At 42.4% G+C, this 12,688-nt stretch carries 7 protein-coding genes and 1 pseudogene; 1 reads left to right on the plus strand and 7 read right to left on the minus strand.

All coding sequences use genetic code 11. The features are described from left to right. Positions 1 to 23: 23 nt before the first annotated feature. From I2I13_RS09140 to I2I13_RS09170, 7 genes are all read right to left on the minus strand, one after another. On the minus strand, positions 24 to 1,151 hold the full coding sequence (locus I2I13_RS09140; RefSeq protein WP_195649294.1) for a thioredoxin family protein: 1,128 nt from the start codon (positions 1,149 to 1,151) through the stop codon (positions 24 to 26). A 21-nt stretch (positions 1,152 to 1,172) separates the two neighbouring features. Continuing rightward, positions 1,173 to 2,792, minus strand: coding sequence for a PKD-like family lipoprotein (locus I2I13_RS09145; RefSeq protein WP_195649295.1), 1,620 nt, complete (start codon positions 2,790 to 2,792; stop codon positions 1,173 to 1,175). Positions 2,793 to 2,823: 31 nt separating this feature from the next. After that, the gene (locus tag I2I13_RS09150; RefSeq protein WP_148363939.1) at positions 2,824 to 3,627 is read right to left on the minus strand and encodes a DUF4843 domain-containing protein; all 804 of its coding nucleotides are present in this window, start codon (positions 3,625 to 3,627) and stop codon (positions 2,824 to 2,826) included. Between the two features lie 12 nt (positions 3,628 to 3,639). Then, positions 3,640 to 5,154: a RagB/SusD family nutrient uptake outer membrane protein gene (locus I2I13_RS09155; RefSeq protein ID WP_195649296.1), complete on the minus strand. Its 1,515-nt coding sequence runs from the start codon at positions 5,152 to 5,154 to the stop codon at positions 3,640 to 3,642. Between the two features lie 22 nt (positions 5,155 to 5,176). Next, on the minus strand, positions 5,177 to 8,581 hold the full coding sequence (locus I2I13_RS09160) for a SusC/RagA family TonB-linked outer membrane protein (RefSeq protein WP_195649297.1): 3,405 nt from the start codon (positions 8,579 to 8,581) through the stop codon (positions 5,177 to 5,179). Between the two features lie 10 nt (positions 8,582 to 8,591). Then, positions 8,592 to 9,698 (minus strand): FecR family protein, encoded by a 1,107-nt coding sequence (locus tag I2I13_RS09165; RefSeq protein WP_148363942.1) that lies wholly within the window; start codon positions 9,696 to 9,698, stop codon positions 8,592 to 8,594. Positions 9,699 to 9,946: 248 nt separating this feature from the next. After that, entirely contained in the window at positions 9,947 to 10,516 is a 570-nt protein-coding gene (locus tag I2I13_RS09170; protein WP_148363943.1) for an RNA polymerase sigma-70 factor, read from the minus strand. A gap of 787 nt (positions 10,517 to 11,303) precedes the next feature. Here I2I13_RS09170 and I2I13_RS09175 point away from each other — a divergent pair. After that, positions 11,304 to 12,677: pseudogene (locus tag I2I13_RS09175) on the plus strand (BT4734/BF3469 family protein); the annotation flags it as partial. Positions 12,678 to 12,688: the final 11 nt, after the last annotated feature.

Consider the following 12,688-nt stretch of genomic DNA (forward strand, 5'->3'; position numbering starts at 1 on the left):
ATACTTTCTTTTAAGTTTGAATATTATTTCTTTGGATTGAAGCTTGCCAGTAGTTGTTCATAGTATGCTATGTATCGGTAGTTTTCCGCCGTCGTATTTTTGCGAATCTCGGAAAGGCGTTTCTTCACCCAGCCCGTTATCATTTTTCGGGTGGCGGAGGTGATTGTTCCGTTTCCTATGCGTGAAGCCCAGTTATAAAGAATCCCATCCGAGACGTCTTGTTTGCGGATTGCTTCGTTGCAAATTTGCGCATATTTGTTCCAGTCTCTTTGGTATTCCGCCACCAGCAGATGGTTGCGCAACATTATTTCGTCTCCTTTGAAGAGTGGGAAGCGGGTCATCTCTTCGAAATAGCGGTTTAACCCTTCTTCATCAATCTTATATACAGAGCCTTCCTGTTTAAAGAAGTCGCTTGCATGTGCCGACCACACTTGATACAACTTATCGTCTAACTGTTGCGGATCATATTGGGCTTTAAATTCGTCCTGATGTTCCTGCACGTAGCGGAAAAGAGGATGAAACGGTTCGCGGATATAGCGGAAGAAAAGGTCGTAAAGACCTTTGCTCTCCAACAATTCCTTCTCTTTCCCTTCCAGCAGCTCCAATGCAAGTTGCATAGCCTCTTTACGTTTCATGTGTTCATCGAGAGTCACAATATACTGCACCATAAATTCTTCACTGCGTTCCCCTCCCTCATACTTCGTTTGCAGGACTTCCAGCGTTTTGCCGGATAGGGTGCGTTCCGTACGTTCTATAAATTCGTCGGCTGTACAACCGCCCACGGCGGAATTCATCAACGTCCCCTCTTTGGTCAGATAGAGAAAAGTAGGAAAGGCTTTTACGCTGAACTTTTTGGCAAGTTCCGGCCCCTCTCCTTTTTCCATGTCTATCTTGGCGCATACGAAGCGCCCGTTCAGATAGTCTCCCAACTTCTTCTGGGTGAAAACCTGGCTTACCATCATTTTACATGGTCCGCACCAAGCGGTGTAGCAATCTACCAGAATCGGTTTGTTGGCAGCCTGCGCTTGCGTCAGCAGGGATTGCCATGCGGGATTGTCGAGGAAAGAAACCCCTTCTCCTTGCTGGGCGTACGTGATGGTAGTCCAGCAAGCAAGTAATGTTACTATGATATGCTTTAACAGTCGGTTCATAATTCTTTTGATAAATCAATATTAGTAGGGATATCCCATGAATGGACCGGAATCATTTCCCGGATATTTTGGTGCAAGATATACGGCGCGTTTCAGTTTACCGGTTCCGCTAATCGTTTTTACCGGTTCCCCATCGGGAGAACCACCTAACATATTATATAAATATAATTGATAGCTATCCCCCGTTTGAGTTCCTATTGCAAGGTATCTGAAACTGTCTCCATACCTGTCTTGATTGAATTGTTCCCAATAGATTGTTTCTGCATATACAATTTCTTCACCTGCAGGAATGCCTTCCGGCTTTAATTCCCATTCAGCCTCTTTCTCTATCTCTTCTATCGATTTCTTAGGATCTTGTTGATAATTTAACGAATAGGCATAAAGTTTTCCACCATCTACACAGTAGGCTATAGATGCCCAACGAGCATTGTAAGAACGATAAGTCGCTTTGGCGAAATGCATATCGGGATTCACGGTGAGCATGGTATCCGGAGTGCAATTACTCCAATTGGCTGTCATGCGGTAGAAAATCTTATCGCCGGTAGATGTTTCATTAAACAAGAAAAAGAGTTTGGTATCATAGTTAATGTAAGTCTGTCCGGCAGAAACACATTCATAATTGGTCAGGTTTTCTACTGCAACTTCTTGATATGCATTCTTTTTTGGACTAGGAGTCTTTATACCTCCATTCATGTCTATACGATAAATCGTATGGTTCTTTTCATTCCAGAAGACAGTTTCGTATGTTCCGGTTTTTACCACAAAGGGACTGGCGCCCGCCGGTTCTTCCGGATGACTGAATTTACCAATAGGCATGGGTTTTGCAGTGGCGTCGCCGCAAGCGGTAATATATGCTCCCTTGCTGGAAAGATAGAGATTTTTAAAAGTGGTGTTCACACTTGTATAAGGAACCTCGTCTATTCCATCCGATGCATAAAACATGGTTTTCTCATCATGTACTACCGCTAAATCCGGTGCACGCAGAAAGCGTACTTTTCTGTCATCAGTAATGACACACAATGAATGGTCGTAAGACGCTTTGTTAGTCTCCGGATCAATGTACGCATGATTATATACGACCGACAAGCTTTTAGGCTTTCCGCTTACCGGTGCTTGGTGCAGTCGAGTAAAGACATTGTCTATCTTTTCATTCGAAGGGGACAGGAAATCCAATTCCGTGTTTCCGTTCACTTCTTTCAGTATATAGAATCCCTCTGTATAACGGGTAGATACATTCAGTGATGTACATTGGTAGGCCACACAGCCATTGCTTAGGGATTTAACCCGAAGCACAATGGTGTAGTCGCCTACCCCCAAATTGACAGGATAGGACAGATTCTCATCTTCACTGATAAGGACTTCTTCGTAATGGTTTCCATCATTATCTGTAGATGCATTTTCTTTCGATTTTTCATATAAGAACCAATGGTATTCCAAGTCTTTTTTTGGATAGTCACTTTTGATAACGGGATTGATCTGTAGTACTTCACCATTATCGGACATGGCTGAATATTTCTCTTTTATCCCGCTGATGGAAATGTTTCCCACTTCAACGGAAGCCTCCTCGCTATTGTCGCTATAGCAGGCAGAGAGTATCGCCATCATTATAATCATGTATGTTATAAAGTAATGCCTTTTCATATCTTTACTATTTTGATTCATTTCATTTTTTCTATAGTGATATCAGGGGAATGGAGACTTCCGTCCCATCTGCCTCTTTCAGTTTTCCTAGTCCTTGCGCTTCACGTTCCGCATTCAGTTTGTCAAGAGCCTCGCGTAAAACACTTTCCAAATAAGCAATATAATATTTATCACAAACAGCGGCATCTTCAATAGACAGTTCGTTGGCAAGGAAGTCATCATCCCACTTATCTCCTGTCGTGTCTATCAAAAATTGATGTTTTGCTACTCCGTATTCGCCGAAATAATAGGTTGATAAAGTTTTCCATCCGGAAGGTTTAGCCAAAAAGTCCGCAATATAAATGCTCATGAAGCTCTTGTTGGTGTATCCGGCAGAAAACTCATCTGTGGTTTTGATGGTAAATACAAGCATGAAGCCTTGTGATTTTAGAGAAGCATCCCGTTTAAGTACTATTGGAATAGTAGTACCGGCAGAGTTTGCAGGAATATAATAATATTTCTTTAGCAATTCAGGGTCATCGAAAGCTACGTAATGTTTACCCGGTACAGCGTTATCTGACACTCCATAAGTTACTTGCTCTAACTGGAAAGGACGGTCATAGGGGGTGACAAAACCCATAGTATGTACTTTATACCACAGAGTATCTGTTGTGGTAGTGGCTTTCTCGTAGACAAACGAGTATCGCTTCAGTGTGTCCGCCGGATTGGAATAATCAAAGATCAGACGGTTATTCGGATCACTGTATACAGGTAGTTCTTTCTCGCATCCACTCATTAGCATGGCAAATATACCCCCTAAAAGCAATGATAGGAATGCATGATTATAATGTTTCATAAATTCTGTTTTTTATTGAATTGCATTTGGATTGTATTCTGTTTCCGGTAATGGTAAGACGTACAGTCCTTCATTCATGGTTTCACCCAAAAGAAAAGTCATAGACGTTGAGTTACGACGCTTGTACTGATAGAACATAACACCTTCCGCATAAAATTCACGCTGATACTCTGCCAACATGAAATTCGCCACAGCATCCAAAGAAGTAAAACTGTCCTCCGCAGAGATAGATATGTCATGAGAAGCCATATATTCTTTATATAACGCATTGGCTTCCTCCAGACTAGTGGTAGTTTCCATAGCAATCAAGTACAGTTCGGAAATACGAAGCAAAGGGATAATTTGTCCTTTCACCATATCATTATCGCTGCTGTATTTGCTATAATACTTCTTAAGTGTTGGAAACTTTTGTCCATTGGAACTTGACTCCGTATTCAATTCCCATTGGTAAATGTATCTGTTGTGTGACGTGATAGAAAAGCCTGTGAAGAGCCTTTGCAAATTCCATGTGCCGTTCAGACAAAGTTGTTCCGATGGATTTATCTTACGGTCTGCGTCACCGCCTAGTACAGTAGGAGAATAGTCCCGTAAATTGTACTTGTGTATAGCAAGCAGACATTCTGACGGGCAGGCATAAAGACCTTTGAGGAGATCTTCTCTTCCGCTTAATTTCATTAGAGACTTGCCATCCGCTCCTTTTGCGTTGATAATTTCCATTGCGTTATCATGTGCTTTTGTCACATCTCCGATATATAAATAGAGACGCGCTTTTAAGGCTTTCACTCCCCAGTAGTTGAAGTGTAATTGGCGATAAGCCAGATAATCATCGTTCAAATTAATGTTTGAAGGAGTATTCAGTTGGTCGAATGTGTATTTAAAGATCAGATCATAGTCTTTTAGTAGAGAACAAGCTTTGTCCAGATCTTCATCCAACTTCTTCACGTAATCCTCAAAAGAATAATACACCGGCATAATCTTTATATCAGCACTTTCTGAATAAGGGAGCGACACTGTGAGCGTCGCATTTTGCGGAAGCTGCCCGAAGAGACGCAGTATATCCAATTGGCAAAACGCGCGTATGCCATACGCTTCTCCTTCTATCATGGCACGACTCGCCGGATCCGCAATGTTGTTGCCATATTGCTCGCAAGCTCCGATAATCATATTCGCCTGGGTAATCACATTGAATAATTGACTGTATATCGTTTTAATGGCATTCTTTGCATCATCCTGGGTATAATTGTGATGTAAAAAATAGTAGTCAGCTTTACGATAGTAGTCACTGGTCAGATTCCATTGTGCGGCAAGACTTTCAACATTGCTCATTGTCAATCTCTCACCATAAGCGTTACAGTCGGCTAATGCCATATAGCAGCCGTTCAAAGCATCTTTGAAACCCTGGTACGAAGAGAATAGGTCTTTTCCATACACCTCGTCCTCCGGTTTGATGTCCAGCCAATCGCGGCAAGATGTACACATGAAAGTAATGCCGGACAGTATGATTATCAGTTTCTTATTTATTTTCATATCTTTTCTTATTTAATTTGAACTAAAAAGCAAAGGAAAGAGTACCTCTGATGCCTCTGGCATAAGGATAACCAGTTCCACGCTCACGTTTGACGGATGAGATATAAAGTAAGTCGGACATATTGATTCCGAATATCAAATAACTAAATCTGGTAGCTTTCTGAAAGGCGGCAGAGTCCCAACGATATTGTATATCAAGTGATTGCAATTCAAAAACATTGTCGTCCATCACATAACGAGACGTGGCACGAGTGGCTTGGTTTGAGAATCCCTTGAAGAAGGTCAAATCACCTTCTTTGATCCATCTTTGACTTAATACGCGTGAGTCTACATTTTGTGAAGCAATGGTGTAGGTACTCACTTCCACTTTATCGAGTAATGTTTGATTATAGACTTTTCCACCCCAATGATAAGCAAATGAGAGATTAACGCTCAACCCTTTCCAACTGACCATCGTCCCGGCTATGCCACGATAGAGTGGTTCACCGGAACCAAGATACACTTTATCCGACGGATTCCATGTGCTAGTGATCTTCCCATTTTTATCCAAAAAGATTTCTTTACCCGAGCTGGGATCAATGCCCAATGATCGCACGGCATAGATACCGTTTTGCGGGCGTCCTTCATAGAAAAGACTGCTTACATCTACATTTTGTTTCAAGTATTCTTCATTTTGAGCTTTGATAGCTTCGGATACCTTGACAATACGGTTCTTGTTGTATACCAATTGGGCGCGTCCTGACCATGAAAAGTGATGCGCAGGATTACGGAGTATGATACCGTTCAATCCTATTTCGAACCCGTTATTTTTCACCTCCCCCACATTGGCGGCATACGAAGAAAAGCCCATTGAAAGAGGAATATTCATAGAAGACAGCAGATTGTTGGTCTGTTTCACATAGTAATCGAAGGTTCCTGAAAATCTTCCGTTCCACAGACCGACCTCAAGACCGACATTGTATTGAGCCGTCTTTTGCCATGTCAGGTCGGGATTTCCTAAACCAACGAGGTAAGCTCCCGTCCAGTTCAGGTATTTGTTGTTGGTTACATACTTGTAGGAGGTCTCCGTCGCCAGACTTGAGAAATTCATGGAACCGGTTTCTCCATAGGAGGCTTTTAAACGCAGTTGGGTGAGCACATCGTTTTCTTTCAGAAATGACTCATGATGCAGGTTCCATCCGATACCGGTACTCCAGAAAGGAGCGTACTTCTTGTCGGTCCCATAATTGGAACTTCCGTCCATACGCAGAGATAAATCGAGGAAATAACGGTTGTCATAAGTGTAGTTCACATTGGCTGTCAGACCAATGCGGCGATTGGTGCTTTTAGAACCTGAAGGAGTCGCGTCTTTCTTATATTGCAATGCATTGTTTATGTAATTCATATTCTCATTGCTGAAACCTTCCGCTTCAAATCCATACGAGTGTGACTTATATTCGGTAATGGAATAGTCCAGACCTGTATATAACTGATGTTTGTCGGCAATAATTTTGGTATAAGACAGGGTGAGGGCACCATCGTAATTCTGGTTCTCTCCTGTACCGTAGCGGTAAAGTCCCCGGCGAAAATATCCACTGGCGCTCTTGTATTCATCGGTATTGAATTTGGAATGTTCTGCCGGCAAAAAATAATCACTGGAGTGTGTCTGACCGCTGATTCCTAATTGTCCACGTAATTTCAGACCGTCAAAGATATTCCATTCAATAGAGAAATTATTGCTTATATCCTGATATTTACTTTTATCAAATGAGTTGAGAGTCGCGTCATAAAGCGGATTCTGCGTCCTTGAGTTCGGATTGGCATAGAAGTCGTCGAAATAACGCACAATATTACCATTCTCATCATAGGGAGCATTGTAAGGTTGTTGATTGGCATAATTGCTGAATGAACCGTAATTACTTTCTCTACTGTTAGTTATCCCTATGTTGGTCTGATTTTTGAAAATTAGATTCTTAATGGAATACATTAAGGTAATGCTTCCATTGAAAACTTTACGTGAAGAACCTTTCATAGCTCCTTGCGTGTCGTTATAGTCAGCGGAAGTGCTCCAGCGAAATTCTTCATTGCCGCCTTCCATTCGCAGATTATAACGCTGCCCGACTCCTGTACGTAGCGGTTTGCTCAACCAGTCAGTGTCTACACCGGAAAGGACTTTTCGTAAACGTCCGTTGTAGATTTCCTGTCGCTCTATCGTTGTCGTAGGATAACCTTCCAATACATAAAGTCCCGTCAGGCGTTCCAGCTCTAGTTTGTCTGCGGCATGCAGCAGATCGTATGAAGTAAGATCGGGCATTTCGAGGTTGAGTCCTATCGTACCTGTCACTTTCAGCCGACCGGAAACCGGGCGTTTTGAAACAATTACAATGACTCCGTTGGCTCCGCGTGAGCCATACAAGGCTGTAGCCGATGCGTCTTTCAAGATATTGATGGATTCGATATCATTGTCATTATAGTCCATCAGTTTGGTGAGTGAAATCTCAAAACCATCCATGATGATCAGCGGAGTATTGACTTCTCCCTTTACACCTTCGTTAAATTCCTTTACGCTCATAGGCAGGGAGGAGGTACCGCGGATATTGATATTGGGCAGGTTGTTAGGGTTACTACCCGAAATATTATCGACAGCCAGATTGATGGAAGCGTCTACATTGCGTAATGTTTGCAGCATATTCTGTCCCTTGTACATTTTCAGTTGTTCAGAAGTGATGGTAGAGACAGCTCCTGTAAAACTCTCTTTCGGTTTTTGGAAAATACCGGTTACGACAACCGCTTCCAATTCGGTTTTATTATCAGCTTTGAGCGATACATCCAGTTTATTCCCTCCTTTATAGGTGATTTCCTGAGCTTCCATTCCGATATAGCTGAATTGCAATACGGCATTGGGTTCCGCTTCTATTTCGTACACTCCATTGATATCCGCTACACTGCCGATGTTAGTCCCTTTTATGCGGACACTCGCTCCGACTAGAGGCTCTCCTTGCTGGTCATAGATTCGCCCTGTCACTTTTTGTTTCTGCAGCCTTGCCCCCGACGGAACAGGGGTTTTCTGACTTTGCGTTTCCAGACCGACAGTCACCATGTTCCCGTTTCTTTTGAAAGTGAATCCTTTCTTTCCGAAGACCAAGTTCAGCAGTTTCTCTATCGGTTCGTTCTTTACCGAAATGCTGATAGGTTCCATAGCAGCCATCTGCTTCGTGTTGTACACAAAATCCAATCCGGTCTGTTGATGCACAGCATCAAAAAATTGTTTGACTGTCGCTCTTTTCAAATTTAGAGTCACCGTCCTTTCCTTATCCCATGACCAATCCGTCTCATGCACGTCTGTTTTCACCTCCCGTGCACATACGCTTGTCGGTTGACATAATAAAAGTCCTGAAACTAATGTAGCTATCCACATTAGCTTCTTCTTTCTCGCTGTTTTTTTCATTGTGTATTCTTTAATATTTATTCATAACGGTTATTTGGTGCTCGTCTATGTGGAATTTGACGCTAGACGTTGCTTCAATCGCGTTCAAAAGAATGTTGACGTTCTCGTAGCGTCCCACGCTACCGGTGAAATGTATTTTAGAGAGAGCCTCATCTTCGAATTGTACGTTCATGTCATACCAAAGTGAAAGGTTTTCCATGATTTCTCCCAATGATTGATCGTCAAAGACAAAACGGGAGCGATGCCATGCCACGTAAGCCTCAAAGCTTTCGGGAGCAGTAATTGAAATTGTAGAGTGAACTCGATCCCAAACAGCCACATCGCCGGCATTGAGCATTCTTACATCTTCATCGGGAGAAATCATTCCGATGGAACCTTCTTCCAAAACAATCATCGTATTTTGGGGAGAACGCGCGTTGATGCTGAATTTTGTTCCATATTGCCGTACGGTCACTCCATTCACTTTCACCATGAAAGGACGTTTCGGATCTTTGGCTACCTCAAAATAGGCCTCTCCGGTAAGCTCTACGGTTCGATTGTCCGCTTCAAAACAGACCGGATAAGAAAGGGTGGATTGTGAATTCAGGTGTATCCGGGTTCCGTCTTCCAGAATGACACGATATTCGCCTCCGCGCGGTGTTTCCAAAAGGTTGTTCTGGTGTATGTCTTGTCGGGAAGAAGTTTGGTGGTAATCCAGAATGCCTTGTTTCTCAGCAACCATATCCAGCCGGTTCAAGCGTATCCATTCAAATTCCTTAGAGTTTCCCAACTCAATCTTGGTAGTTGGGTCGAGATAAAGAATCGCCTTTGAGGTGCCCGGTTCTATTTGTATCTCTTTGTCCGAGCGCAGTCCGAGATATAGGCTGAATGCTACTAGCACAGGGATCGTCCAGCAAGCCGCTTGCACAAGCACGTGTTTCCAACCGGATTGCCGGACGCTGAAATTCCGATGGGAGCGCTTATATTCTTGATATCGTTCGCTATAGTTTCTCTTTTTAAGTTTTTCCAAATAAAGAGCATTGTTCGGAGATTCTTTCATCCACAAGTCCAATAACTGTCGTTCTTTTGTGCTAAGTATTCCTAAGATATACTTAACTAAAAGTTCTTTTTTTCTCATGTTGACTATCGTTTTATTATTAAAACGACAAACTTCCTTAAATTGGGTACAAGAATTTAAAAAAAAATGAAGAATGGTGATGTTTTTTAGGTTTATCCGGCAATCATCTGATAGTCATTGAGTAATACAGAGACTTTCCATCAGTAAAGACATGGAATCAGGGTTCCAGTGCAATCCGCTATTGTTCAGATAACTAGAAGAAAACTGAAAGACCTGAAAGACAACGATGTATAGCTGTCAGTTGCTTCTTAAATGGAGCAGAGTAATTTAAAAAAGATAAAAGTAAATGAAATATTGGGAGAAGACTGGCTTTGAAAATGTTCTCTTAGAAATTTCATGGCGCGTTTCTTTTGTGTCCGTACGGTATCAATCGAAAGGGAGAGTTTATCAGCAATCTCTGTGCTGCTTAATCCGTCCAGATGCAATAAAAAGATTTCCCGACAACGTTTGGGCAGGCAGTCGATTGTCTTAAAAAGGAGCTCCATTACTTCTTTGTCGAACTGTTCATCAATCACATCTTCTTGGGATGTTTTTTCCATATACGCTTCTGCATAGCGGGTCTCTACATCCAAATGCTTCAAATAGTCGAGAGAAAGATTTTTGACTGAAGCAAACAGATAAGAACGCAAAGCCACCTCCGAGAAAAAGTCATGGTCTTTTTCCCATAGTCTTATGAATGCTTCTTGTACTAAATCTTGCGCAATATCCTCCCGCATAACATAACTCTTGGCGAATGCCAATAAAGAGTCATGATATTCGTTGTATATATCTTTTATATTTTTATGCAGGATATCGGCGTTGATGTGAGAAGTATCCATTTTATTATGACTTAGACCGCAAATTAACATATATTTCAACACATATCCAAATGAATGCTGCATATTCTTCTTTTGCAATCTTCCGTTCGGTATGTTGGGGAGAATTTGTGGCAGGCATTGTCCTATTGGCTATTTCGTTTCCCGGGGGAAGGTAATATCCTGCAGGTGAGTAAAAAAGTTGCTGGAAGCTAAGAAATTCGCCGGTATAATCATGAAACAGGTGAATCTTATTACGTAGAGGATGTGGAGACATGGATGATAACTTCAACAATCACAAATAATACTATTATACTTCCTAAAACCGGATATTATGGTAGCAATGAAGAAACTGAGTCAGATAGAAGTAGCACCATAAGTATCTTTCACTTAACAAGTAGGTATTGTTCGGCTAGAGTAACGGTATCTTTACCTTCCCACGGCCGTGGTGACTTCTTTCCACAGCCGTGACAAGTTCCTACCACGGCCGTGGGAAGATCTCGTCATGGCCGTGACGAACTAAAGATACCAACACTTTAGCGGAACTATACCGACAGGTGAATGGAAGTATACCTGCTTCTTATCATAACAATACACGGTAGACAGCACATCCATACCCACTTTCCAATGTATCAGTCCCAGCATCATTAGTTCCGAACGTCATTAGTTGCAAATTAAAAAAAAACTGAATTAAGAAAGTCTATTCTTTATCATGATAAATCCTAAATAGTTTGTTTTACAAGCACCTTATCCGTACCTTTGAAACCTATAACAAACACTTACAGGTCTATAAAATTCAAGATAAAAAGAAATGAAGATTACACAAATCAGGGAAAACGGAGATACGGAAGCACTAAGCGTGATGGACATTGACCTGCTGATAGAGAAAATGAAGAAAGAAACCAAGCTCCGCCCGGTATCCGGACTACGTCAGGCCCTGCATTTTGTTCTGCCCGATGAACCTTGTTCCCTCGCCAGCAAACTACCACGAGTGATTCCTGCCGCAGCTTTCGGGCGAGTGAACGGAGTGAAACGAATGAAAACCTACAATGGTATTGTAGAACTGACCATTGGTCCGTTAGCCGGAAAAGCAGAAGTGGATATTGTGAAGCAAAAGGCTGCCGAACTTCCCCAGACAATGTTGGCCTTCATGGGGGCAAGCGGTAAAAGTGTCAAGATATGGACTTGCTTCACCCGACCGGACGGCACTTTGCCACAAACAACGGAAGAGGCCGAAGTGTTTCAAGCGCATGCCTATCGCCTCGCCATCAAATGTTATCAGCCTCAACTCCCTTTCAATATTCTGCTAAAAGAGCCGAAACTGGAACAATTCTCACGTCTTAGCTATGATCCGGACCTGATTTATCGTTCCACCCCTGTCCCTTTCTATCTTTCACAACCTATCGGTATGCCCGGCGAGATGACTTATCATGAGAAATCGAGCACTGAAACATCTCCATTGAATCGTGCCTTGCCGGGATATGATACGGAAGATACTGTAGCATTACTCTATGAAGCGGCATTGCGGAAAACATTCGAAGAAATGGAAACAGATTGGCACCGGAACGATCATGATTTGCAAACTTTAGTAGTCCCGCTTGCCGAAAACTGCTACTATTCAGGCATCCCGGAAGAGGAGGCAACCAGACGCACCATCATGCGTTATTACAAAAGAAAAAATCCGATGCTGGTACGCGAAATGATAAGAAACGTGTATAAGGAATGTAAGGGAGTGCCCAAAGGCAACTGCCTGACTAAAGAACAACGCCTTAGCCTGCAAATGGACGAATTTATGAATCGTCGTTATGAGTTTCGCTACAATACGCAGATCGGGGAGGTGGAATACCGGGAGCGTTTCTCATTTCAGTTCTATTTCCATCCCATCGACAAACGGGCGCAAAACAGTATTATGCTGGACGCCCAATCTGAAGGAATCGGGGTATGGGACAGGGATATAGACCGTTACTTACATTCCAACCGTGTGCCTATCTATAATCCATTGGAAGAATTTCTGTTTCATTTGCCGCATTGGGACGGTAAAGACCGCATTCATGCTTTGGCAAACAGGGTTCCTTGCAACAATCCACATTGGGAATTGCTTTTCCATCGTTGGTTCCTGAATATGGTTTCGCATTGGAGAGGGGTAGACAATAAACATTTGCACATAATACTACCATTTATTATCTTTGTACTATA

The organism is Bacteroides sp. D55t1_190419_B8 (assembly GCF_015558905.1).
Lineage (GTDB): Bacteria > Bacteroidota > Bacteroidia > Bacteroidales > Bacteroidaceae > Bacteroides > Bacteroides vicugnae.